At 56.0% G+C, this 23,158-nt stretch carries 21 protein-coding genes and 1 other RNA gene; 11 read left to right on the top strand and 11 right to left on the bottom strand.

What is annotated here, in order from left to right:
• Nucleotides 1–51: 51 nt before the first annotated feature.
• From CR155_RS21210 to arsD, 4 genes are read right to left on the bottom strand one after another with little or no spacing between them, the layout of a single operon-like run.
• Nucleotides 52–174, bottom strand: a complete 123-nt coding sequence (locus CR155_RS21210; RefSeq protein WP_255399171.1) for a hypothetical protein — start codon at nucleotides 172–174, stop codon at nucleotides 52–54.
• Nucleotides 167–1,285 carry an ACR3 family arsenite efflux transporter gene (arsB, locus tag CR155_RS05825; protein ID WP_102069047.1) on the bottom strand — a complete coding sequence of 373 codons (1,119 nt, stop codon included), beginning with the start codon at nucleotides 1,283–1,285 and terminating at the stop codon, nucleotides 167–169. Before arsB ends, CR155_RS21210 begins: the two co-directional genes overlap by 8 nt.
• The gene (gene arsA / locus CR155_RS05820) at nucleotides 1,282–3,069 is read right to left on the bottom strand and encodes an arsenical pump-driving ATPase (RefSeq protein ID WP_102069046.1); all 1,788 of its coding nucleotides are present in this window, start codon (nucleotides 3,067–3,069) and stop codon (nucleotides 1,282–1,284) included. Before arsA ends, arsB begins: the two co-directional genes overlap by 4 nt.
• A 17-nt stretch (nucleotides 3,070–3,086) precedes the next feature.
• Nucleotides 3,087–3,449 carry an arsenite efflux transporter metallochaperone ArsD gene (gene arsD, locus CR155_RS05815; RefSeq protein ID WP_102069045.1) on the bottom strand — a complete coding sequence of 121 codons (363 nt, stop codon included), beginning with the start codon at nucleotides 3,447–3,449 and terminating at the stop codon, nucleotides 3,087–3,089.
• Between the two features lie 411 nt (nucleotides 3,450–3,860).
• Between arsD and CR155_RS05810 the strand changes: the two genes are divergently transcribed.
• The gene (locus tag CR155_RS05810; RefSeq protein ID WP_199171686.1) at nucleotides 3,861–5,141 is read left to right on the top strand and encodes a DUF2254 domain-containing protein; all 1,281 of its coding nucleotides are present in this window, start codon (nucleotides 3,861–3,863) and stop codon (nucleotides 5,139–5,141) included.
• A gap of 83 nt (nucleotides 5,142–5,224) precedes the next feature.
• Here CR155_RS05810 and CR155_RS05805 read toward each other — a convergent pair whose 3' ends face one another.
• The 4 genes from CR155_RS05805 to ssrA all read right to left on the bottom strand — a co-directional run bounded on the left by CR155_RS05805 (nucleotide 5,225) and on the right by ssrA (nucleotide 8,491).
• On the bottom strand, nucleotides 5,225–5,473 hold the full coding sequence (locus tag CR155_RS05805) for a hypothetical protein (RefSeq protein ID WP_102069043.1): 249 nt from the start codon (nucleotides 5,471–5,473) through the stop codon (nucleotides 5,225–5,227).
• A 120-nt stretch (nucleotides 5,474–5,593) separates the two neighbouring features.
• Nucleotides 5,594–6,457, bottom strand: coding sequence for an exonuclease domain-containing protein (locus tag CR155_RS05800; RefSeq protein WP_102069042.1), 864 nt, complete (start codon nucleotides 6,455–6,457; stop codon nucleotides 5,594–5,596).
• 495 nt (nucleotides 6,458–6,952) lie between these two features.
• Nucleotides 6,953–7,831 (bottom strand): restriction endonuclease, encoded by an 879-nt coding sequence (locus tag CR155_RS05790; RefSeq protein ID WP_233213927.1) that lies wholly within the window; start codon nucleotides 7,829–7,831, stop codon nucleotides 6,953–6,955.
• Between the two features lie 294 nt (nucleotides 7,832–8,125).
• Nucleotides 8,126–8,491: a transfer-messenger RNA gene (gene ssrA, locus CR155_RS05785) on the bottom strand.
• Between the two features lie 220 nt (nucleotides 8,492–8,711).
• On the opposite strand from ssrA, the gene sstT reads away from it, so the two are divergent.
• Nucleotides 8,712–9,959 carry a serine/threonine transporter SstT gene (sstT, locus tag CR155_RS05780; RefSeq protein ID WP_102069039.1) on the top strand — a complete coding sequence of 416 codons (1,248 nt, stop codon included), beginning with the start codon at nucleotides 8,712–8,714 and terminating at the stop codon, nucleotides 9,957–9,959.
• A 56-nt stretch (nucleotides 9,960–10,015) separates the two neighbouring features.
• Here sstT and gph read toward each other — a convergent pair whose 3' ends face one another.
• The 3 genes from gph to ompA form a co-directional block, all read right to left on the bottom strand.
• Entirely contained in the window at nucleotides 10,016–10,681 is a 666-nt protein-coding gene (gene gph / locus CR155_RS05775; RefSeq protein WP_102069038.1) for a phosphoglycolate phosphatase, read from the bottom strand.
• A gap of 4 nt (nucleotides 10,682–10,685) precedes the next feature.
• On the bottom strand, nucleotides 10,686–11,420 hold the full coding sequence (ubiG, locus tag CR155_RS05770) for a bifunctional 2-polyprenyl-6-hydroxyphenol methylase/3-demethylubiquinol 3-O-methyltransferase UbiG (RefSeq protein ID WP_102069037.1): 735 nt from the start codon (nucleotides 11,418–11,420) through the stop codon (nucleotides 10,686–10,688).
• A 137-nt stretch (nucleotides 11,421–11,557) separates the two neighbouring features.
• Entirely contained in the window at nucleotides 11,558–12,142 is a 585-nt protein-coding gene (gene ompA, locus CR155_RS05765; protein WP_102069036.1) for an outer membrane protein OmpA, read from the bottom strand.
• Nucleotides 12,143–12,560: 418 nt separating this feature from the next.
• Here ompA and gyrA point away from each other — a divergent pair, with 418 nt between their 5' ends.
• The 9 genes from gyrA (at nucleotide 12,561) to CR155_RS05720 (ending at nucleotide 23,142) form a co-directional block, all read left to right on the top strand.
• Nucleotides 12,561–15,305: a DNA gyrase subunit A gene (gene gyrA / locus CR155_RS05760; protein WP_233213925.1), complete on the top strand. Its 2,745-nt coding sequence runs from the start codon at nucleotides 12,561–12,563 to the stop codon at nucleotides 15,303–15,305.
• The gene (gene serC / locus CR155_RS05755) at nucleotides 15,305–16,432 is read left to right on the top strand and encodes a 3-phosphoserine/phosphohydroxythreonine transaminase (protein WP_102069035.1); all 1,128 of its coding nucleotides are present in this window, start codon (nucleotides 15,305–15,307) and stop codon (nucleotides 16,430–16,432) included. The genes gyrA and serC overlap by 1 nt, the downstream gene beginning before the upstream one ends.
• Nucleotides 16,425–17,510 carry a prephenate dehydratase gene (pheA, locus tag CR155_RS05750; protein WP_102069034.1) on the top strand — a complete coding sequence of 362 codons (1,086 nt, stop codon included), beginning with the start codon at nucleotides 16,425–16,427 and terminating at the stop codon, nucleotides 17,508–17,510. Before serC ends, pheA begins: the two co-directional genes overlap by 8 nt.
• A gap of 73 nt (nucleotides 17,511–17,583) precedes the next feature.
• Nucleotides 17,584–18,486: a prephenate dehydrogenase gene (locus CR155_RS05745; protein WP_102069033.1), complete on the top strand. Its 903-nt coding sequence runs from the start codon at nucleotides 17,584–17,586 to the stop codon at nucleotides 18,484–18,486.
• Entirely contained in the window at nucleotides 18,483–19,805 is a 1,323-nt protein-coding gene (aroA, locus tag CR155_RS05740) for a 3-phosphoshikimate 1-carboxyvinyltransferase (RefSeq protein ID WP_102069032.1), read from the top strand. Before CR155_RS05745 ends, aroA begins: the two co-directional genes overlap by 4 nt.
• The gene (gene cmk / locus CR155_RS05735; protein WP_102069031.1) at nucleotides 19,802–20,488 is read left to right on the top strand and encodes a (d)CMP kinase; all 687 of its coding nucleotides are present in this window, start codon (nucleotides 19,802–19,804) and stop codon (nucleotides 20,486–20,488) included. The genes aroA and cmk overlap by 4 nt, the downstream gene beginning before the upstream one ends.
• Nucleotides 20,489–20,590: 102 nt before the next feature.
• Nucleotides 20,591–22,306, top strand: a complete 1,716-nt coding sequence (rpsA, locus tag CR155_RS05730) for a 30S ribosomal protein S1 (RefSeq protein ID WP_102069030.1) — start codon at nucleotides 20,591–20,593, stop codon at nucleotides 22,304–22,306.
• 5 nt (nucleotides 22,307–22,311) lie between these two features.
• Nucleotides 22,312–22,671, top strand: coding sequence for an integration host factor subunit beta (locus CR155_RS05725; protein WP_102069029.1), 360 nt, complete (start codon nucleotides 22,312–22,314; stop codon nucleotides 22,669–22,671).
• Nucleotides 22,672–22,818: 147 nt separating this feature from the next.
• The gene (locus CR155_RS05720) at nucleotides 22,819–23,142 is read left to right on the top strand and encodes a LapA family protein (RefSeq protein WP_102069028.1); all 324 of its coding nucleotides are present in this window, start codon (nucleotides 22,819–22,821) and stop codon (nucleotides 23,140–23,142) included.
• The last annotated feature ends 16 nt before the right edge of the window (nucleotides 23,143–23,158 follow it).

Here is a 23,158-nt window from a genome sequence, read left to right as displayed (position 1 = left end):
AGTCCAGTAAACTCTCTATCCGCCGCACTATGGATTTGACAGACCAACCGTTCAGGCGTTCAGATCAGGGCCCGATTTCTTAATATGGATCAAGTTGCGGGCGATACGCGAAAAAGCCGCATGAATTCTGGAGGCCGGAGCCAGATCCAATGCGACCGTTGCAGTATTAAACATGGCGTTCTCCTCGTGTCTGGTTGAGGTGGGATTCGCGCGCTTTGGATAATGTCGACTCTGTCGTTGGGAACCATCCGGCGCTGCGGTTAGCGAAATACACCAGCGACAACATCACTGGCACTTCCACCAGCACGCCGACCACAGTGACCAGCGCTGCACCGGAATTGAGACCAAACAGCCCAATGGCCACAGCCACGGCCAGTTCGAAAAAATTGGACGTGCCGATCAATGCGCAAGGGGCTGCCACATCGAATGGGACTTTCCACAGCCGCGCCGCACCATAGGCAATGGCAAAAATGCCATAGGACTGAATCAGTAGCGGGACCGCGATCAACGCTATCAGTAGGGGCTGATCGAGAATGATCTGACCTTGAAAGCCGAACAGCAGAACCACCGTGCCCAGCAGGCCGAGTATCGACAAGGGCTTGACCCGGGCGTTGAAGCGCGAGACCGCCAGGTCTGCTTGTGCTTGATTGTCTGCTTCCCGACTGAGCCTGATGCGTGTGATGACGCCGGCGATCAGCGGGATCAACACGTATAATCCCACTGACAGAATCAAGGTTGCCCAGGGCACCTGGATATCGGTAACGCCCAGCAGCAACGCAACCAAGGGTGCAAACGCGAAGATCATGATCACATCATTGAGCGCCACCTGTGCCAGCGTATAGGTCGCGTCGCCACGCGTGAGTTGCGACCACACAAATACCATGGCGGTGCAGGGCGCAGCGCCGAGCAGAATCAGCCCGGCGATGTACTGGCTGGCGTTGGCTGGATCGATCAAGTCAATGAAGAAGTAATGGAAGAACAGCACGCCGAGGCCGGCCATGGTGAACGGCTTGATCAGCCAGTTCACCACCAGTGTGATGATCAACCCTTTGGGCCGTTCATGGATGCGCTTGAGGCTGGAAAAATCCACCGACACCATCATCGGATACACCATGAACCAGATCAGCACGGCGACGATGAAGTTGACGGAGCCGTATTCCCATCTGGCCAAGGATTGAAACAGAAAGGGAAAAGCACTACCCAGGCCAATGCCAGCGGCAATACACAGGGCGACCCACAGCGACAGGTAGCGTTCAAAAAAGCCGATCGATGACGCGGTGCTCATAGATCGGCCTCGGCGTTCGTGGTTGCCTGGCTTTGTGACAGTGCTCGCAGGTTCTCCTCGCCGACAGGTTCGTCTTTCAGCAGCGGCACCAGCGCATACCGCTGAGCGTGTACTTTGGCCACGGCATCAATTTCGCGACGTTCATTGGCGGCGCGTTGCAGCAAAAGCGGAGAGCATGTGCGCGCGGCGGCAATGCTGTTGTTGATGATCCAGGCCCAGGGTTCGATGCCGGCACGGCGCAGATCGTCCTGCAGATTGGCAGCTTCCAGTACCGGGGTGGTTTCCGCCAGCGTGACCAGTAGCACTTTGGTCTGCTTTGGATCCTGCAACTGCATCATCGGGGTGGTGAAGTGGATGCCCTTGTCGTCCATCTGACGGGCAATTTCCCGGTGGTAGGCGCCGGTGGCGTCCAGCAACAGCAAGGTGTGGCCGGTGGGGGCTGTGTCCATCACCACGAATTTCTTGCCTGCTTCGCGAATAATGCGCGAGAAGGCCTGGAAGACGGCGATCTCCTCGGTACAGGGCGAGCGCAGGTCTTCCTTCAGCAAGGCGCGGCCTTGGGCATCGAGCTTGGCGCCTTTGGTCTCCAGTACGTGCTGGCGGTAGCGTTCAGTCTCGGCGTGGGGGTCGATGCGGCTCACGCTCAGGTTCTCGAGCGTTTCGCTGAGGGTTTCGGTCAGGTGCGCGGCCGGGTCGGAGGTGGTAAGGTGAACCGGCAGGCCGCGATGCGCGAGCTCAACGGCCACTGCTGCCGCCAGCGTGGTTTTGCCCACACCACCTTTACCCATCACCATCACCAGACCGTGGGCATCGGCGGCGATCTCATCGACCAGGGTGGCCAGCGTAGGCGCCACTATTGGTTCGGCGTTTGTTGCTGCCGGATGCTCGGCCAGCGTTTCGACGTTGTCCAGCAAATGATGTAAGGCGTCGAGCCCCACCAAATTGAAGGACTTGAGAGCGATCTGATCGCGCGGCAGTGCTTTCAGTGCATCAGGAATCGTGGTTATGGCTGCTTGTTCACGTGCAAAGACGGCAGCGGCGAGCTCGTCATCACCTGCCGCACCCTCGGGTAAGACGCCATTGATCACCAGGTATTGCTGGCGCAGGCCAATGTCTGCGAGTTCCTCGTGGGTCCGGGCCACTTCACGCAGTGTGGAAGCTTGCGCACGCGCGACCAGAACCAGCCGTGTGCGAGCGGCATCGGCCAATGCATCGACGGCTGCCTTGTACTGTTCCCGTTGTTTTTCCAGCCCGGCCAGTGGGCCAAGACAGGAAGCATCGCCTTTGCCTTCCGCCAGAAAGCCACTCCAGGCTCCTGGCAACTGCAGCAAACGAATCGTGTGTCCGGTGGGGGCGGTGTCGAACAGGACGTGGTCGTAGTCTGCCGTCAGCGCAGAATCGACCAATAGCGCGGTAAACTCGTCGAAAGCTGCAATCTCGGTGGTGCAGGCGCCTGAAAGCTGTTCCTCGATGCCTCTGACAACGGTGTCGGGCAACACACCGCGTACCGGACCCACAATGCGGTCACGATAGGTTTGTGCGGCGGCTTGGGGGTCGATTTCAAGTGCAAAAAGATTCGGTACAGCCACGATGGCAGTAATCGCATTGCCAATGGCTACACCGAATACCTGCCCCACGTTGGACGCCGGGTCGGTGCTGACCAGTAGCACGCGCTTGCCTGCGTCCGCCAGTTTCACAGCGGTCGCGCAGGCGATGGAAGTCTTGCCCACGCCACCTTTGCCGGTGAAGAAAAAGAAACGTGGCGGATGATCAAGAAAGTTCATACAGATGTCTCCGGCAATCAGCAGCAATGGGTGCCAGTGCAGCAGTTCGCTTCTGTGGATTGGCTATCGGTCGTCTCGGCAATGCTTGCCCAGCGCGCCAGTTCCTTGCGGGTTGGGTAGCGCCCGGCCAGCGCCATTTCCCCATCGATCAGTACCAGCGGCAAGGCGTCTTGTCCGGACCGCTTCAGAAAAGACTTGACCACCGCGTTTTCGGCAAACGCCATCGGTTGCTGCGCCAGGTTGAAACGCTCGATCTGCGCGCCGTTCTGTTTGGCCCAGTCCACATCGGCGAAGAAGCTCACCAGTGCCTGCTCAACATCAACGCCGCACACGCCCGTGCTGCAGCACAGTGCCGGGTCATAGACTTGGATGGCTGTCATTTGATATCTCCATATAGTTGAATGGTCATTCTTCTTCCCGCTAGCACTGCAATCGTCCTTCTTGACACGCGGCGGCACGCATCCCGCCGTACGACCAATGAAAGTGATTCAAAAATCGTAGTCGACGAACTTATTTTTACGTTTTAATTATACGACAAAGATTGAAATATTGAATCGAAAAATCAGTTCATTACCCTGCGCTAGCCAATGCAATCAATCCGCAAGATTGCGCTGATCAGGTCCGTCGTTTGCTGAATGCACGACTACTATCGCATTATGTAAAAAAGAGGTAGTGCCTATGCTATCAGGAGGCGCAGGAGAAACCGTAACGCAACGAGGCATGTGCTTATGCACGTATTCTGAGTCGCCCGCCAGCACAGGTGCGCTGCCATGATGCCCAGGTGGCGCTGGTTGCTCTTGCAGTTCAGTCGGAAATTATGGTTTCGCGCATCTTTTTTTGTTATAGCGGGAGTTGTGTCGGCCGTCGCTAGTCTGATTCTCGCCCCTCACATTCCCTACGACTTTCCCGGAAAGATAGGCAGTGACGCGGTCGTCGACGTGCTGAAGATCATGGCTTCGAGCATGCTAGCAGTCACGACTTTCTCATTGGGGGTCATGGTTCAGGCGTATTCTGCCGCTACCAACAATGTAACTCCACGTGCAACCAAGTTGATTATGGAGGATCACACCTCTCAAAACGTCTTGGGTACCTTTATCGGATCTTTCTTGTTCAGTCTGGTGGGAATCATCGCCTTGAGCACCGGGTACTTTGATATGCAGGCGCGGCTGATTTTGTTCGGCGTCACCATATTGGTGGTCGCGCTAATCGTAATCACGTTGCTGCGTTGGATCGAATATTTGTCTCGGCTTGGAAGCGTGGCAGAGACGTCGCAACGAGTTGAGGAAGCTGCGCTGAACGCCATGAGCGACCGCATTGCTGCTCCTTACCTAGGCGGGCGTCCCTTGCGGAATCCGTACAGTCTGCCGCCAGAAGCCTATCCGATGGCGTCCTCCAGAACGGGATATGTGCAGCACCTCGATATAAAAGCTTTGCAAGTCTGTGCGGACGAACATCAAGCCGAGATTTTTGTTGTCGCACTGCCGGGAACATTTATTCATTTAGGCAAATTGATCGCTGCGGTAGTGCCGGGGGCCGATGGACAGCGTGTCTCGTCGGAAAGGATAGAAGAGGCCTATACCGTTGGGAATGAACGTTCTTTTGATCAGGATCCCCGGTTCGGCCTTTCGGTATTAACCGAGATTGGTTCGCGGGCCCTATCTCCCGCCCTCAATGACCCAGGTACTGCCATAGAAATCATAGGCAGGTTGACCCGCGTGCTCATGGCGTGGGCGGGACGAGATCAGGGGATGGCGGCAGAGCACATACTTTACGAGCGAGTATATGTTCCGCCACTTCGTGATGAAGATCTTTTGGATGATGCATTCCGACCGTTGATACGGGACGGGGTTGCTCTATTGGAAATCCAGTTGCGTCTTCAGAAGGCGTTAGCGGCATTGGCATCAATAACTAATGGGGAGCTTCGCGCGGCGGCATTCCGATTGGCTTTCACGGCCCATGAAGCCGCTTCGGGTGCGATGGCGCTGCCTGAGGACACGGAAAGGCTACGGGTTGAATACCGAGCGGCGTGGCAACCTGCCGAACGAATTCCCAATAAGTCGAATATTGCTTAACATGCTAAGTTGGTGGGCCGTTGTCCGTTTTCTCTGTTGGTCGGGGCAACAAGCAATAGCTTTGTGACCATATCCGGCGGACGTTAAACCTCACGAGGTTGCTTTTCGGCAGTATTGGCAGGAAAGAACCCGCGGATAAGCCAGGCGACGGCTCGAATGCCAACCGGGATGGCAACCGCGAAGATCATCCACTGAATGAAGAAGTCACGGAAAAAACCGCTAGTCATTGCAACTGCAAACATGGAAAAAGTGGCGACGATTGCCCAAACAACGCTCAGAAGATCTAGGCCTTTCGCGGTTCGCAACATGCCCGATTCGATACTAAAAGCCATTAGTAACTCCCAAAATTCTGCTCGCGTGACATACATAAGCGCTACATCGGATGCGGCCAGAATCAAAGTCGCTAGCTAAACTCGAAGAAGACGATATTTCCGCTCGCTCACAACTGTGTTTCATTCTGCTGATACCAGCGCTTTGAAATCTGATTCGCAGATAATTCGAATATTTTGACCGTCAACTATGAATTGCTCTGCTTTCCTCTGTTTGGAACTTTTTTCATGACCAGCGAGCTTCATAGTGTCTTGGTCTCCAACGACAAGGATGGTTGTTTTCTTAGTTACTCCCTGTGCGACCTGACAGCCAGCTTTCGCTGCAAGATCGGCTGCCATGCTTCGTGGCAACTCCAATGCTCCCGTGAATGCGAGAACCGCGCCATATAAATCTCCTTCCGGATTGCCATCGCGCTGTATGGATGCACTCGAAGAGGAATTGCAAAGATCGATGGGTCGATTAACACGATGAATCCAATGATCTAAATTCTGTTGTGACTCGCGAAATGCGGCAAGCAGAATATGCCCTGCCGCTTTGGCATCTTCTAACGCGTCGTGATGCTGAAAATCGTAGCCGATTATCCGACAAACATTAGATAGCCCATAGCCTTTCCAAGCAAGTTCTTTCCATGTGCGCCGTACCACCCTTGCGGAGTCCAACCATATGGTAGTTATTGGATCGAGATTGTATTTCGCGAATGCGCGCGAAAGTGCGACCCGGTCAAAATGCGTATGACAAACGGTCACGGTGCCTTCAAGTTTGGCTCGAAGAAGCGGAGCGACTTCGGGAAGTTTGGGTTGTCCTAATACCATTTTTTCCATGATGCCGTGAATTGAGATGTTCATGGGATCAAAGTACTCTTCCGGGTCCAGAAGCGTTGTCCACTCCTCAACAAGCTGGCCGTTAGCGAACCGAGCGATACCGATTTGACATATCGAACTCATATTCGCATTGGCTGTTTCAACGTCTATCGCTATGAAATCCATATCAAAATGCCTGGATGATTCTATGCATCGGCATACTTTGAAGGGTCATTGGTGAAAGTAACGCTCACCTTGAACTTTGAGCACTGAAATGTGGGCTCGTCTGTAGTGTCGATATCGAGGGGCTCACCGCGAAGGCCCTGCCACATGGCCAAGTATCTGAGGGTCCCCATTTTGGATTTCGTTTTTATGACCTTTTCAACACCACCTTTCCATGGCAAAGGGACCAGCTGGCCCATGCGTGCTCTCGTGGCTAGTTCAGGAACTTCTGACGAGACCTCTCTGCCTCTTTCCCAGCACGCAATGAGGCCGTTATCGGTTCCGTGCCATAGCTCGTTTATAGACAAGTCCTTACGTAGTGGCTCGGTTACGCAGCGCTTCAATTCCATTCTCGACCTCTTGTGATTTATTTTTATAAAATACACGTTTAGTTACGTTGTAACTAAAGAGAAAGGTTAAGTCCAGGAGAAATCGCAAGTTGCCATGCGGCAGTGGGCGTCAGGCAGAAAATTCGTTAAAAAAAGTGTTATCTATTTCGTAGGTGGTGATCGGCCGCAAGCCTAGCTCCAGGTGCTCAAGCATGTTGATGAGTTTTTCACTATCAACAAGCTCAATGGGCGGTACGCCATCACGATTCGCTTCCCTGCGCGCTTCGGTAGTAAATGAGCCGGTGGTGATAATGATGCCCTTGTCAGCACGGCCCGCCATTGCCCCGCGAAAATCTCGTACCAGCGACGGCGTTACAGAATTTGTGTAGCGTTTGCACTGGAATAAGACCTTGAAGGACACAAGAGGATTGATCTGCAGTGTGCCGTGCCCGTCGATGCCGCCGTCATTGCTCTGGCCGGTCACTTCAACATGAGTAAAGCCGGCCTCGCGCAGGATACGCTGTGACAAGCGCTCGAATCCGGCGGGCGAGAGCGACCGGAGCATTTCAAGGACAACCACCCTATAGTCATTCGACGGGACTCCAGTCTCCTCTGCAACTTGCTCTGCAAGTGACTCTTCTTCAGCGGCCTTCGCGCGCCGCTGTGCCTGAAAGACCGCTACCCAGCGACGGAATATTTCGTGCGATTGCTCGAGCGTCAAGCTTGTAGTTCGTCCGCGCTCGGTCAGGCTCCAAACTCCGCGCTTGGAGGAGTCGAGTAAGCCTTCCCTGGCTAAATAAAATCGAGCCCAGGCAACCTGATTGCGAAATCTCGGTTGGCCTGACGGGACAAGTTCATTTTGTATTTCATCGGAGAGCCCAAGCTCGGCGGCGATCTGCTCCACCACTTCGTCCGGGGAGCCTGAGCCGCCTAAATTACGAAGCGCATTCAATAGCGGACCGAACCAACTTACAAACTGAGAGCCTTCTGATTTTCTATTGCTTGCCACTGCGAACTCCGGATCAATGCACGCTGCGATCATATCACCGCAGTTCTAATCCAGTCGCTTTCTTTGTACCAGCCTATAAACCAAATCCGACGCCCTGAAACCCGCATAAAGCCTAGAGGCGGCCTGTTGAACGCTCAAGAGACAAAGAGAGAACGGAGAGCGGAAATTGCAGGAAACCCGGCTAAAGCGGGAAATGTAGTGATCGGCGCTCAAGAGGCCAAACCGCCAACCCCCGCTAACACTGGCGCTTCAGCCAAAAAAAATCCCAACCGATTAAGGTTGGGATTTGAATACTGGTGGAGTCGGCGGGAATTGAACCCGCGTCCGCAAGCCCTCTGCAGGCAGTTCTACATGCTTATTCGGTTCATTTTGAGTTTTAACCTTGGATCATGCCAACCGACAGGCCCTTCCTTGGCGATTCACATTAATTTAAGAGCAGGCTGAGTGACCCAGCAAGATCCGATTCTTTGTAAATGACGCTGCTGTAGGTTTTACCCTACCTAACCCAAAGACAAATTAGTGCAGCGGCTTACCGCACTAGGCGGCTAAAGCGAAACGCTCGTCGTTGGCGTTTGTAGTGTTCCAGTGGATTTACGAGCTTACTGGTGCTCGGCATGCCCTACTCTGTTTCGCGACCCACGTCGAAGCCGGATCGACCCCAGAAAACCAATTATACAAGTTTTCACTTCAAATGGCCAGTGTTGCAGCGATGGTAAAATCCCTCGGCCTGTTTCAGAGTTCTTTTCACCACATTGCGTGAATGGATGACGCTATTTCAGCGCAATGCCGCTCTACGACTGTCGGAGATTCCACGACACCGCTTACGAAGTGCAGGCACCGTTTATTAAGCAGGCCGCAGGGCCTCATTCTGGAGTTGGTAATGAGTCGTGGCCCGACAAGGCAAAATCCCCTGGTGCAATTTGTGAGCAGCGGCAGCCTGGTGACGCAGATCCTGGCCGGCCTGATTTTAGGAGTGCTGCTGGCATACTTTTTTCCGGGCGCCGCGAAATACGTCGAGTTACTGGGTGAGCTGTTCATCAGTGCTTTGAAATCGGTGGCACCGATCCTGGTGTTCGTGCTGGTGGCGGCATCCATCGCCAATCACAAGCGAGGTGAAAAGACCCGTATCGGGTCTATTCTTATTCTTTACATCGTCGGTACGTTCGCCGCCGCTTTAGTAGCCGTGATTGCCAGCTTCCTGTTCCCATTGACACTACAGCTTAAGAGCGGGGTGGCAGAGTTGAGTCCACCCGGCAATATTGGTGATGTATTGACCACTTTGCTTATGAATATCGTGGACAACCCCATCCGGGCATTGGCCAATGGCAACTATATAGGCATCCTGGCCTGGGCAATTGCAATAGGAATTGCTTTGCGTCATGCGCATGGCGCCACCAAGAACGTCATTGCCGATTTATCGCTCAGCATATCGTTTATTGTCAAAATCGTCATCCGCCTTGCGCCCATAGGCATCTTCGGGCTGGTTGCCTCCACAATAGCCAATACCGGTTTCGGCGCATTGTTCGACTACGCGCGTTTGTTGGCTCTTCTGTTGGGATGCATGGCTTTCGTGGCACTGGTCGTAAACCCCCTGATCGTCTTTGCCAAGCTGCGTCGCAATCCCTACCCACTCGTCTTTACTTGCCTGCGTGAAAGCGGGATAACAGCCTTTTTCACGCGTAGCTCGGCGGCCAATATCCCAGTGAACCTGGCCTTATGCAAGCGCTTGGGTTTGCACGAGGACACGTATTCGGTGTCCATACCCCTGGGAGCCACCATAAATATGGCTGGAGCTGCCGTAACCATTACGGTGCTCACGCTTGCAGCGGTGAACACGCTCGGCATTGTGGTAGACCTGCCGATGGCTCTTTTGCTGAGTATTGTCGCAACGGTCTGCGCATGTGGCGCATCCGGTGTGGCAGGTGGTTCGTTGTTGCTGATACCGCTGGCGTGCAGTCTGTTCGGGATTTCCGACGATATTGCAATTCAGGTTGTGGGAGTGGGATTCATTATTGGCGTACTGCAGGACTCGGCCGAGACAGCCCTGAACTCGTCGACAGACGTACTATTTACTGCGGCTGGATCGTATTCTTCCGAAGATAAACCGCTTACCGTAGTGCAGTCGTGATGATTTCAGCCACACTGCAACGGAAGGTTCCGGTGCATCCAGCCTTCATGGCTTGTTTACCGGACAGCCCAGCGCTGAATGGCGGGCCAAATATCCAGCGGTGATTCGGCTATGGCGTCGGCCTGCCAGGTGTGCAAGGCAGTCTCCTTGCCGCAGTATCCGTAGGCCGCGACAATAGTTGCCATGCCCGCGGCCTTGCCGGCAATGATATCGCGCTCGTCGTCGCCCACATAAATGCAATCGGCCGGTGCGAAGCCGGTTTCCTTGGCAGCGTGGAGCAATGGTGCCGGGTGTGGCTTGGTGTGGCTGGTGGTGTCGCCGCCCACAGTAACTGCGCATTCAGTGAACAGGCCCAGGTGCACCACCAACGGAATAGCCAGGTACTCCATCTTGTTGGTGACTATTCCCCATGCGTAGCCCTCGTCCTTCAGCGCCCCCAGAAGCTCGTTGACTCCAGAGAACAACGTGGTGAGCGTGGTCATGCCTTGCTCGTAGTCTTCCAGGAATTGCTGGCGGCAGGTCTCGTAGTCGCGATCGCCAGGCGCAATATCGAGCGCCACTTTCAGCAGGCCGCGGGCGCCGTGCGAAGCGTAAGGCCGGAAAGTTTCGTGGGGCAGGGGAGGCAATCCTTTGCGCTCGCGCTGTTTATTGGCAGCTGCAGCCAGATCCGGTGCGGTGTCGGCTAACGTGCCATCGAAATCGAACAAGACAAGTTTTTGCATGGGATCAGTTCTCGCGGCGGCTGGCCATGAGGTAATTGACGGAAGTGTCTCGGGAAATCTTGTAGAGATCGGTGATCGGGTTGTATTCGAGGCCCGCCAGGTCGGTGGTGGATAACCCCGCCTGTCGAATTGCAGCGGCAAGTTCGCTGGGTTTGATAAAGTTTTCGTAGCTATGTGTGCCGCGTGGCAATAGCCTTAACACGTATTCGGCTCCCACGATCGCAAACAGGAAAGACTTCGGATTACGATTCAGCGTGGAAAAGAATACCCAGCCACCCGGTTTTACCAGGGTCGCACAGGCCTGGACGATGGATGCCGGATCAGGCACGTGTTCCAGCATTTCCATGCAGGTCACGATATCGTATTCGCCAGCGTGCTCTGTAGCCATCTGTTCGGCGCTGACGGCCTGGTACGTAACAGGTACGCCTGATTCCAGCCCATGCAGTCGCGCTACCGTGAGGGATTTTTCCGCCAGGTCGATGCCTGTGACCTGGGCTCCTGCCTTGGCCATGCTTTCAGCCAGAATGCCGCCCCCGCAGCCGACGTCCAGCACCTTTTTGTCGACGAGAGTACTGGTGTGCTGCTGAATCCAATCGAGACGCAGAGGATTTATGGCGTGCAGCGGTTTGAATTCGCTTTCTGGATCCCACCAGCGTGAGGCCAGCGCGCTGAACTTGTCGAGCTCGGCCTGGTCGACGTTGGGGGTGTGTGTCGTTGTGGAATTTGCAGTGGCGTTCATGAGCGACCCGAGGCGTGCTTTGAAAGGGTGAGGCAAGGGCAGCGCGTAATCATAGGCTTGTCCGTCAATGAATAAGGGCCCCGCAATGCGGAGCCCTTATTGTAGCGTTTAACGCAAGCAAGTATTACATTGAAGTATTACTTCCGAACGCCAACGATTTCGATCTCTACGCGACGGTTCTGTGCGCGGCCTTCACGAGTCTTGTTGTCGGCGACGGGGCTCAACTCGCCCTTGCCTTCAGCATAGATACGATCAGCAGGAATGCCCTTGGTAACCAGGTAGTTCTTGACCGTATTGGCACGGCGCTCGGACAAACCTTGGTTGTACTTTTCAGTACCGATGGAATCGGTGTGGCCAGTTGCGATCAGTGTTTCCAGATTGATCGTGTCGGCTTGTGCGGCGACCTGATCAAGAATCTGGCGACCTTCTGGTTTCAGTGTGGCTTTGTCGAAATCGAAGAAGGTGTCAGCATTCAACACAACTTTGGTTGATGTAGGAGCAACCACTGGAGCCTGAGCTTGCGCTACTGGTACGCCGTCGCAGCCGGGGATGCCGGTAGCTGGGGTCCAGAAATTGTCGCGCCAGCACAATTCGTTGGTGCCGTTTTTCCAAACGTCGCCGAACGGATTTTGCCAGTTATCGACAGTTTGCGCAGAAACTGCACCAGAAGCCGAAGTGGCTGCAATGGCGAGTGCTAGTGCGATTTTGGAGGGTTTGTTCATGTTTCTCCTCGTTGAGCTTAATGCTGGTAAGTGACCGCAGCGAACCCCCGCCGCATATCAAGAAAACGGAGCCAGTATAGCAACGCTATGGGTTAATAGTATTGCGCTGGGTTTCATGCGTGTTAGGGCGAATCTTACGGCATTTCTGGGCGGTTAGTTAAGCCTCCACTGCGCATATGGCTCAGATATCAGGATTTCTACGCTATCTCCCCTTTTAATGTTGGTTTTTACCAACATTGCCCTGGGGCCGCCGGTCAATTCTCCAGCTGCTATATGTAGCGATCATCGACCGCGGGCAAAAATCAAGGCCCTGGGCCCACTGGGTTGTCGCTAGGGCGTAGCCATAGACGCAAGTGTTAGAATTTCCCATTCGCCCGTCATCGGTCCAGTTTCACGATTTTTAAGCTTTAGACAATCTATGGATTCCTTTGCCAAGGAGACCCTTCCAATTTCGTTGGAAGAGGAAATGCGCCGCAGTTATCTTGATTACGCCATGAGCGTGATCGTGGGGCGAGCCCTCCCGGATGTCCGGGACGGCCTGAAGCCGGTGCACCGGCGCGTGTTGTTTGCCATGCACGAACTTAACAATGACTGGAACCGGGCCTATAAGAAGTCGGCGCGTATTGTCGGTGACGTTATCGGTAAGTACCATCCTCATGGTGATTCCGCCGTCTACGACACTATCGTTCGTATGGCACAGGATTTCTCGCTGCGCTACATGCTGGTCGACGGCCAGGGTAACTTCGGTTCCATCGATGGCGATAACGCCGCCGCCATGCGTTACACCGAAATCCGCCTGGCCAAGATCGCGCACGAACTTCTCGCCGATATCGACCAAGAGACCGTCGATTTCGGTCCGAACTACGATGGCAGCGAACAAGAACCGCTGTTGTTGCCTTCGCGCTTGCCTAATCTTTTGGTCAATGGCAGTTCGGGTATTGCCGTAGGCATGGCCACCAATATTCCCCCGCACAATTTGTCCGAGGTAATAGAAGGGTGTCTGTATTGTCTTCGCAACCCGACCTGCACAATAGACGAGCTGATTGAACTGATACCGGCGCCCGACTTTCCCACCGGCGGCATTATCTACGGTATGTCAGGGGTGCGAGAAGGTTACCGGACCGGCCGCGGCCGCGTCATCATGCGCGCCAAGACACACTTCGAAGACATGGAGAAAGGCAATCGGCAGTCCATTGTCATTGACGCTCTTCCTTACCAGGTAAACAAGAAGACTCTGCAGGAACGCATTGCCGAGCTGGTCAACGAAAAGAAAATCGAGGGTATCTCCGATATCCGCGACGAGTCCGACAAAGACGGCATGCGTCTGGTCATCGAACTCAAGCGTGGCGAGGTGCCGGAAGTCATACTGAATAATCTGTACAAGCATACGCAGTTGCAGGACACCTTTGGCATGAATATGGTGTCGCTGGTCGATGGCCAGCCGCGTCTGCTTAACCTGAAACAAATGGTGGAGTACTTCCTGTTCCACCGTCGCGAGGTTGTCACACGGCGCACAATTTTTCAATTGCGCAAGGCACGAGAGCGCGGCCACGTGCTGGAAGGCCTGGCCGTGGCATTGGCCAATATCGACGACTTCATTACCATCATCAAGGCTGCACCCACGCCACCAGTGGCGCGTCAGGATCTCATGGCGCGCACCTGGGATTCATCGCTGGTGCGCGAAATGCTGTCGCGCGCGGATCAAGGCGACACCCCTGGCGGTCAGGCAGCGTATCGGCCCGATACACTGCCGACGGGATTCGGCCTGCAGGCCGATGGTCTGTATCGGCTCAGTGATGTGCAGGCCCAGGAAATCCTGAACATGCGTCTGCAACGCTTGACCGGCCTGGAGCAGGACAAGATTGTCGGCGAGTATAAAGACATCATGGCGACCATCGCCGATTTGCTCGACATTCTGGCCCGTCCCGAACGCGTCACTACCATCATCAGCGATGAACTGCTTGCCATCAAGCTCGAATTCTCGACCAACGCGAAGGATTTCCGCCGCTCCGAAATCGAGCACAATGCCACCGAACTCGACACCGAAGACCTGATCACCCCGATGGACATGGTGGTTACCTTGTCGCAGTCGGGATACATCAAGAGCCAGCCTTTGTCCGAATACCGCTCGCAAAAACGCGGCGGCCGGGGCAAACAGGCTACCACCATGAAAGAGAACGACTGGATAGACCAGTTGTTCATCGCCAATACGCACGACTACCTGCTTTGTTTCTCCGACCGCGGCCGGCTCTATTGGCTCAAGGTCTGGGAAGTTCCGCAAGGCTCACGCGGTTCCCGCGGCCGTCCTATCGTTAACATGTTCCCGCTGCTCGATGGCGAGAAAATCACGGTGGTTCTGGCGGTCAAGGAATTCAGTGATGACCACTATGTTTTCATGGCAACGTCGCGCGGCACCGTCAAGAAGACGCCGCTGTCCGACTTCTCCAATCCCCGCAAGGCAGGCATTATTGCTGTCGCGCTCGACGAGGGCGACTACCTGATTGGCGCCGATCTTACCGATGGCAAGCACGATGTCATGCTCTTTTCGGACTCGGGAAAGGCGGTGCGCTTCGACGAAAACGATGTCCGGCCCATGGGCCGGACCGCACGCGGTGTGCGGGGCATGATGCTGGAAGAAAATCAGTCGGTCATTGCCATGCTCGTGGCGGGCGATGAAACACAAAGCGTGCTCACGGCTACCGAAAACGGGTTCGGCAAACGTACTTCCATAACGGAATACACGCGCCATGGCCGAGGTACCAAAGGCATGATTGCCATCCAGACTTCCGCGCGCAACGGCAAGGTGGTTGGAGCCGTGTTGGTCGAACCGACCGACGAAATCATGCTGATTACCACTGGTGGCGTGCTGGTTCGCACGCGTGTCTCCGAAATTCGCGAAATGGGTCGTGCCACACAAGGTGTCACCCTGATCAACGTTGACGAAAACACCGTGTTGCAAGGTGTGCGCCGCGTTGTTGAAAGCGACGCCGATACCGATGACGAGCTGGCGGATTCCGATGAGGCCCAGTTGGTCGATGGCACACCAGGTCTGGAAGCGGCGGACGCGGACGATATCGCTACCGACGATCTCGGGGATGATGCCGATGAATCGGATCATCCGGACGTCGATGGCAGTGACGATGTCACGAAGGACGACAATTGATGCGCCCATGGAATTTTTCGGCAGGCCCATCGGCACTGCCGCTTGAAGTGCTGCAGCAAGCGGCTGCGGAAATGACCGATTGGCATGGCAGCGGCATGTCGGTAATGGAAATGAGCCATCGGGGCAGGCAGTTCACCCAGATACGCGACGAAGCTGAAGCCGACCTGCGCGAGCTGCTTGCCATACCGACGGACTATGAAGTCCTGTTCATGCAGGGCGGGGCCACCGCGGAAAACGCGATCGTTCCCTTGAACCTGATCGCTCGCGGTAGGGCGGGCAAGGCCGACTATATACTTTCCGGTATATGGTCCAGCAAGTCGCACAAGGAAGCGCAGCGCTATGGGGATATCGCCGTGGCAGCGTCCAGTGGATATGCAACGGAACTGGATGGCGCGACCCAGGCGCCATGGACCTGGTTTCCCAGTGTCGGCTCCTGGAAGGTCCGTCCTGACGCGTCTTATCTGCATTTATGCAGCAACGAGACCATAGGCGGCGTCGAGTTCCCCGATTGGCCCGACCTGGCCGCATTGGGCGCCTGCGATGTTCCCTTGGTGGTCGACGCTTCTTCGCACTTTCTGTCCCGCTCCATCGACTTTTCGAAGGCGGCCATGGTGTATGCGGGTGCTCAGAAGAACGCGGGGCCGGCAGGCGTTACCGTTGTCATTATTCGCAAAGACCTTCTCGGGCATGCCTTGCCGGTGTGTCCTTCGGCCTTTGACTACAGCAATGTCGCCGCCGCGGATTCCATGTTCAATACGCCTCCGACCTATGCTATTTACGTGGCGGGGCTGGTCTTCAAGTGGTTGAAGAAGCAGGGTGGCGTGGCTGCCATTGAGGCCGCCAACATGGCCAAGGCACAAGCGCTTTATTCCTATCTGGATTCCGCAAATTTCTATCTCAGCACCGTCCATGCGCCGGACCGTTCGCGCATGAATGTGCCGTTCTTCCTGCGCGACGAGTCGTTGAACCATGAATTTCTGGCCCAGGCGGATGCCGCCGGGTTGATGCAGCTTAAAGGACACAAAAGCGTCGGAGGCATGCGTGCCTCCATTTACAACGCGGTCCCCATGGAAGGCGTTCAAGCCCTTATTTCATATATGCAGAATTTCGCACAACGACATGGATAACTCTTTACAAGCCCGTTTGTTGCCTTTGCGTCACCAGATCGATGCGTTGGACGAGCAAATCCTGGACCTTCTGAACCAGCGTGCCATGACGGCGCAGGAAGTCGGCAAGGTTAAACAGGACTTCGATCTTGAAGGGCCGGTACTCAAGCCGGAGCGCGAGGCAATGGTCATACGCCGCTTGCAGGCCCTGAACAAGGGGCCGTTCACAGAGCAGGCCATAGACGCGGTCTGGACTCAGATCATTTCCACCTGTCGTGGCCTGGAAAGCGTGCTTACGGTCGCCTACCTGGGTCCGCAAGGGTCGTTTTCCGAGCAGGCGGCACTTGAACACTTCGGTCATGCCGTGACCCGGTTGCGCTGCGATTCTTTCGACGAGGTCTTTCGTGCCGTTGAGGCAGGTCAGGCGGACGTCGGCATGGTACCGGTCGAGAACTCCACCGAGGGTGCCGTCAATCGTACGCTTGATCTGCTTTTGAATTCACCCCTGAAGGTATTGGGCGAGCGTTCCATAAAGATCCATCACAATCTGATGTCGCAGTCGGGATCGCTCGAAGGTGTGACGCGCGTCATGGCGCATCCTCAGGCCTTGGCACAGTGCCAGGCATGGCTGACGCAACACTACCCGAAGCTCGCACGCGATGCGGCTTCCAGCAATGGCGAAGCAGCGCGCATCGCATCCCAGGATCCCACCGTGGCGGCCATCGCCGGCGCCGGTGCTGCGCAGGCGTGGGACTTGCAAATTGTCGCTTCCGGCATACAGGACGATCCGCAGAACCGGACCCGGTTCCTCGCCGTCGGCGCCATCGAGACACTGCCCAGCGGAAACGACAAAACCAGCATTATTCTGGCCGTTCCGAATCGGGCGGGTGCCGTGTACGACATGCTTGCGCCGCTTGCGGCCAACAAGGTGTCCATGACGCGTCTGGAATCCAGGCCGGCGCGTACCGGCCAGTGGGAATATTACTTTTACGTCGATTTGCAAGGCCACCGCAACGAGCCGGCTGTCGCCCAGGCGTTGTCCGACCTTAAGAAACAGGTCGCCTTTTTCAAAGTTCTGGGCTCATATCCCAGTCAGTAATCGAGCTTTGCATGAATAGTGAAATCCTCCATCGCGCAGGTAAGAGGTCGGTCAGCAAGGTTGTTCCGTTCTCATGAATGCTGGAAGGCCAGCGCCAGCCACGCCATTGGTGCCCGTACTGGCTATTGTGGGCGTGGGCCTTATCGGCGGCTCATTCGCGGCGGCACTGCGAAATTGTGGCGCCGTGGGGCGCGTGCTAGGAGTGGGCCGTCAGCCCGCGACGCTGGCGCGGGCCTGCGAGCTGGGCCTGATCGACGAAGCCGTCACGCTTGAAAGTGCCGCAGACCAGGCAGATCTCTTTTTTCTGTCCACCCCCGTTGGTGCCACAGAAACGATCTTGTCACGTCTTAAGCCTATCCTGCGGCCTGGCACCATTGTTACTGATGCCGGTAGCACCAAGGCCGACGTGGTGGCGGCCGCACGCACCGCCCTGGGTGCGAAAATCGGGCAATTCATACCCGGTCATCCCATAGCAGGTGCGGAAAATACAGGCCCCGAAGCGGCCGTGGCGTCACTTTACCGAGGCCGCACTGTTGTGCTGACGCCGCTGGACGAAAACACAAACGCGGCAAAATCCTACCTCACGAGAGTCTGGGAGTCTTGTGGCGCCCGTGTCATGGCCATGGATCCGCGGGTCCACGACACGGTGCTGGCATCGGTGAGCCACGTGCCGCACTTGCTATCGTCGGTCTTCATGTGGCAGGTTGCCACGGCGCACGACTCAGACATACGGATGGCGTTGGCCGGAAGCGGCTTCCGCGATTTCACGCGGATCGCCGCTGGCTCACCTGAAGTCTGGCGCGATATATTTCTTGCGAATCGCGCGGCGGTACTGGCCGAACTCCAGGAAGTCAAGGCGGCGCTAGGTCGCGCTGAGCAGGCGCTGCAAGATGCCGATGGTGAAGAACTTGAGAATTTTCTGGAACGCGCGGCGCTGGCCCGTCGATTCTGGGGCAGCAGGAGTGGTTTGACATGACGACAAGTCGCAGTCTGGATCTCGCACCGGTAAGCGCGGCTGCGGGCCAAATGCATTTGCCGGGCTCGAAGAGTATTTCTAATCGCGTCCTGCTGCTTGCTGCCATGGCGGCGGGCGCGACCCAATTGGAAGGGCTGCTTGATTCCGATGACACACGCGTCATGCTGGCCGCTTTGCGCCAACTCGGCGTGGTGGTCAAGGAAACCGGTCCCGCCCAGGTCGAGGTTCAAGGCGGCATTCCTTTTGCCGTGCGTCAGGCGGATCTTTTCCTGGGAAATGCCGGCACGGCATTTCGGCCACTGACGGCGGCGCTGGCGCTGATGGGCGGCGACTACCGTCTGTCGGGGGTCGCGCGCATGCACGAAAGACCCATTGGCGACCTTGTGGAAGCCTTGGTCCACCTGGGCGCCGATATCCGCTATGAAGGCAATGCCGGCTATCCGCCGTTGCGTATCGGCCAGGGCGAAATCCATGGCGGCAAGCCGGTGGTCGTAAAAGGCGCGGTATCCAGCCAATTCCTGACGGCGTTGTTGCTTGCTGCCCCGCTGTATGCAGCCCAGGCATCGGACGACGTGGTTATCGATGTGGAAGGCGAACTGATTTCCAAACCTTATATTCTGATCACGCTGAATCTGATGGCGCAGTTCGGCGTGCAGGTCGAGCGGCAGGATTGGACCCGCTTCACCATTCCGGCCGGTTCGCGCTACAGAACGCCCGGCCGTATGCAAATCGAAGGAGATGCCTCCACTGCCTCGTATTTCATGGCGTTGGGCGCCATAGGCGGCGGGCCCATCCATATCCACGGCGCAGGTTCGCAAAGCATACAGGGCGACATGGCATTTGCCGATGTTGTCGAAGCGATGGGCGCGACGGTTATCCGCCATGCGCAGTCGATCGAAGTGCGGGGAGTTCTCGTCGCGCGTGGCGATAAGCTCAAAAGTTTCGACCGCGATTTCAACCTTATCCCGGACGCCGCCATGACTGCAGCGATGCTGGCCCTGTATGCCGACGGCCCCTGCACATTGCGCAATATCGGCAGCTGGCGCGTCAAGGAGACCGACCGGATACACGCCATGCATACGGAGCTGGAAAAACTGGGGGCCTCGGTGGAGTCCGGACCCGACTGGATACGGGTTCATCCCATGCAGCCATCGCGCTGGAAGGCTGCCAGCATAGAAACCTACGATGATCATCGCATGGCCATGTGTTTTGCGTTGGCGTCTTTCGGGCCGGTGCACGTCACTATTCTTGATCCCGGTTGCGTCAGCAAGACATTCCCGGAATTTTTCTCGGTCTTCCAGAGCTTGGTGCAGGTATGAACACGTCGTCGACCCGCATCCCGGTCATTACCATCGATGGTCCCACGGCTTCCGGCAAGGGCACGATCGCTCATCGTGTGGCCGAGGCTCTGGGCTGGGTCGTCCTGGATAGCGGCGCGCTATACCGTCTTACCGCACTTGCGGTCCAGCAGCAAGGGGTGGATCCCGATGACGAGATTGCCGTGGCACAGGTGGCACACGACCTGGACGTCGCCTTCCAGGGGGACCGGGTAATGTTGTCCGGAATCGATGTAGCCAGCCTGATCCGGCAGGAAAACATCGGGAATCTGGCGTCGAAGATTGCGGCCTATCCTCCACTGCGATGCGCCTTGCTGGAGCGGCAACGTGCATTCCGCCTAGCACCCGGCCTGGTGGCCGACGGGCGCGATATGGGCACCGTCGTCTTTCCTGATGCTCCCTTGAAAATATTTTTGGAAGCCGATGTCCGGGCCCGGGCGGAAAGACGTTGTAAGCAGTTGAAGGAAAAGGGGTTTTCTGCTAACCTTATGCGCTTATTGGAAGACATGCGAGAGCGCGATGCGCGCGACCGCACAAGGGCCAATGCGCCGCTGGTAGCGGCGCCTGACGCCAAAACGGTCGATTCGTCCGCATTAAGTATCGATGAAACGGTCAACGTAGTGCTCGATTATTGGTCGAGTCTGGGGTTCCCGGCGGCACAATAGCACCATTGCCATATCTGCTGTCTGGAATTATTTTTTACTCCACTGGGGCTTTTTACCCTGGTGTGTTTTTTAACAGCCATCCCGGCTTATGGATTTCATTTAATGTCCACCATTCCCACCTCTGCCGCCGCCGGCGGTGAAAGCTTTGCCGACCTTTTTGCCGAAAGTATCAAGAACCAGGACATGAAGTCCGGTGAGGTCATTTCCGCAGAGGTCGTACGCATCGATCACAATTTTGTGGTGGTCAATGCCGGCCTCAAGTCCGAGGCATTGATCCCTCTTGAAGAATTCCTGAACGACCAGGGCGAGCTCGAAGTCCAGCCTGGCGACTTTGTTTCCGTTGCCATTGATTCGCTCGAAAACGGTTATGGCGACACCATCCTGTCGCGCGACCGCGCCAAGCGCCTGTCGGCCTGGCTGCAACTTGAACAAGCACTCGAATCGGGTGAAATGGTTACCGGCACCATCACCGGCAAGGTAAAGGGCGGCCTGACGGTCATGACCAACGGCATCCGCGCGTTCCTTCCAGGTTCGCTGGTTGACCTGCGTCCCGTCAAGGACACTACGCCCTACGAGGGCAAGACCATGGAGTTCAAGGTCATCAAGCTCGACCGCAAGCGCAACAACGTTGTGCTGTCACGTCGCTCGGTGCTTGAAGCCAGCATGGGCGAAGAGCGCCAGAAGCTGCTTGAAACTCTCAGCGAAGGCGCTGTGGTCAAGGGCGTGGTCAAGAATATCACCGACTACGGTGCTTTCGTCGACCTCGGCGGTATCGACGGCCTGCTGCACATCACCGACATGGCATGGCGTCGTGTTCGCCATCCTTCCGAGGTCTTGCAAGTAGGCCAGGAAGTCGAGGCCAAGGTACTCAAGTTCGATCAGGAAAAAAGCCGTGTGTCGCTGGGCGTCAAGCAGCTGGGCGAAGATCCATGGGTCGGCCTTGCTCGTCGCTACCCGCAAGGTACGCGTCTGTTCGGCAAGGTCACGAACCTCACCGATTACGGTGCATTCGTTGAAGTCGAAGCCGGTATCGAAGGCCTGGTGCACGTTTCCGAAATGGACTGGACCAACAAGAACGTTGATCCGCGCAAGGTTGTCACCTTGGGCGAAGAAGTCGAAGTCATGGTCCTGGAGATCGACGAGGACCGTCGCCGTATCTCCTTGGGCATGAAGCAGTGCCGTGCCAATCCTTGGGAAGAATTCTCCATCAACTTCAAACGCGGCGACAAAGTCCGTGGCGCCATCAAGTCCATTACTGACTTCGGCGTGTTTGTCGGCTTGCCGGGTGGCATCGACGGCCTGGTTCACCTGTCCGACCTGTCCTGGACCGAAACCGGTGAAGAAGCGGTTCGCAACTTCAAGAAGGGTGACGAAATCGACGCAGTGGTTCTGGGTATCGACACCGACAAGGAACGCATCTCGCTGGGCATCAAACAGCTTGAAGGCGACCCATTCAACAACTTCGTGGCTACTTACGACAAGGGCGCGGTTGTTCCTGGCGTGGTCAAGTCCGTTGAAGCAAAGGGCGCTGTTGTAACGCTGTCGCTCGATGTTGAAGGCTACCTGCGCGCTTCCGAGATTTCGACGGGTCGCGTCGAAGATGCAACAACGGCGTTGAAAGCCGGTGAAAACATCGAAACCATGATCGTCAACATCGACCGCAAGACGCGTTCGATTCAATTGTCGATCAAGGCTCGCGATACAGCCGATACTGCTGAAACCATCCAGCGCATGTCGGATGCCAGCGCTTCGTCCGGTACGACCAACTTGGGAGCCTTGCTCAAAGCCAAGCTTGACCAAGCACGCGACGACGGTTAATCGATGTGACCAAGTCTGAACTGATAGCGATCCTTGCCAATCGTTACCCGCAATTGGCTGTACGCGACACGGATTACGCCGTCAAGACAGTGCTCGAAGCGATGACCCAGGCTCTGGCTGGTGGTCAACGCATCGAGATCCGGGGTTTTGGCAGCTTTTCCTTGTCTGAACGTTCACCACGCGTAGGTCGCAATCCGAAGTCCGGTGAAAAGGTGTTGGTGCCTGGTAAACAGGTACCGCACTTCAAGGCTGGCAAGGAATTGCGGGAACGCGTGGATTCTGCCTACGACGACGAAGTCAAGGCGGCAATAAACGAGTCGTCCGTCGCATTAGGGCAGTTCGATACGCGCATCATGCATGGGTAGGTCGGTTTAAACGGCTTGTAGTAAGCAATTCGACCGGCATTTGCGGGCTCTCTGTTTCGAGAGCCCGCTTTTTATGGGTCGGCCCCCGGGTATTGCGCTCGATTCCCCTTACAATTGTCGAAATCCCAGTTTATTGGAGTGTTCGTTATGCGCTATCTCGTTTGGATATTGCGGCTGGTGGTGTTCGTTGTCGTTCTAATGTTTGCGCTAAAAAACACGGGCCCTGTGGACGTCAATTTTTTTGCTGACCGCGTGGTCACGGGAGTGCCGCTGATCGTGGTCATGTTGTCCGTATTCGTCTTGGGCGTGGTGTTTGGCCTGTTGATCGCGGCGCCTTCGATCATGCGCCGTCGTCGCGAAGCGAACAAGTTGCGGCGCGACGTGGCGCGCCTTGAAGACAAACTCAAGTACCCCAATGTGCCGGGTGAAGCCGTGGCACCCGAAACGGTTGCCCCTCTGGCACCTCTCTGAACTACCGAGGTTATGA

The organism is Pollutimonas nitritireducens, assembly GCF_002849615.1.
Taxonomy (GTDB): Bacteria; Pseudomonadota; Gammaproteobacteria; order Burkholderiales; family Burkholderiaceae_B; genus Pollutimonas; species Pollutimonas nitritireducens.
Note: the sequence above shows the minus strand (reverse complement) of the source record. Positions and strands in the feature narration are given on the sequence as shown.

What these genes read in the sequence shown, in the direction of transcription:
- CR155_RS21210 (WP_255399171.1), bottom strand. Translation starts at nt 174, where the DNA reads ATGTTTAATACTGCAACGGTCGCATTGGATCTGGCTCCGGCCTCCAGA.
- arsB (WP_102069047.1), bottom strand. Translation starts at nt 1,285, where the DNA reads ATGAGCACCGCGTCATCGATCGGCTTTTTTGAACGCTACCTGTCGCTG.
- arsA (WP_102069046.1), bottom strand. Translation starts at nt 3,069, where the DNA reads ATGAACTTTCTTGATCATCCGCCACGTTTCTTTTTCTTCACCGGCAAA.
- arsD (WP_102069045.1), bottom strand. Translation starts at nt 3,449, where the DNA reads ATGACAGCCATCCAAGTCTATGACCCGGCACTGTGCTGCAGCACGGGC.
- CR155_RS05805 (WP_102069043.1), bottom strand. Translation starts at nt 5,473, where the DNA reads ATGGCTTTTAGTATCGAATCGGGCATGTTGCGAACCGCGAAAGGCCTA.
- CR155_RS05800 (WP_102069042.1), bottom strand. Translation starts at nt 6,457, where the DNA reads ATGGATTTCATAGCGATAGACGTTGAAACAGCCAATGCGAATATGAGT.
- sstT (WP_102069039.1), top strand. Translation starts at nt 8,712, where the DNA reads ATGAGTCGTGGCCCGACAAGGCAAAATCCCCTGGTGCAATTTGTGAGC.
- gph (WP_102069038.1), bottom strand. Translation starts at nt 10,681, where the DNA reads ATGCAAAAACTTGTCTTGTTCGATTTCGATGGCACGTTAGCCGACACC.
- ubiG (WP_102069037.1), bottom strand. Translation starts at nt 11,420, where the DNA reads ATGAACGCCACTGCAAATTCCACAACGACACACACCCCCAACGTCGAC.
- ompA (WP_102069036.1), bottom strand. Translation starts at nt 12,142, where the DNA reads ATGAACAAACCCTCCAAAATCGCACTAGCACTCGCCATTGCAGCCACT.
- gyrA (WP_233213925.1), top strand. Translation starts at nt 12,561, where the DNA reads ATGGATTCCTTTGCCAAGGAGACCCTTCCAATTTCGTTGGAAGAGGAA.
- serC (WP_102069035.1), top strand. Translation starts at nt 15,305, where the DNA reads ATGCGCCCATGGAATTTTTCGGCAGGCCCATCGGCACTGCCGCTTGAA.
- pheA (WP_102069034.1), top strand. Translation starts at nt 16,425, where the DNA reads ATGGATAACTCTTTACAAGCCCGTTTGTTGCCTTTGCGTCACCAGATC.
- CR155_RS05745 (WP_102069033.1), top strand. Translation starts at nt 17,584, where the DNA reads ATGAATGCTGGAAGGCCAGCGCCAGCCACGCCATTGGTGCCCGTACTG.
- aroA (WP_102069032.1), top strand. Translation starts at nt 18,483, where the DNA reads ATGACGACAAGTCGCAGTCTGGATCTCGCACCGGTAAGCGCGGCTGCG.
- cmk (WP_102069031.1), top strand. Translation starts at nt 19,802, where the DNA reads ATGAACACGTCGTCGACCCGCATCCCGGTCATTACCATCGATGGTCCC.
- rpsA (WP_102069030.1), top strand. Translation starts at nt 20,591, where the DNA reads ATGTCCACCATTCCCACCTCTGCCGCCGCCGGCGGTGAAAGCTTTGCC.
- CR155_RS05720 (WP_102069028.1), top strand. Translation starts at nt 22,819, where the DNA reads ATGCGCTATCTCGTTTGGATATTGCGGCTGGTGGTGTTCGTTGTCGTT.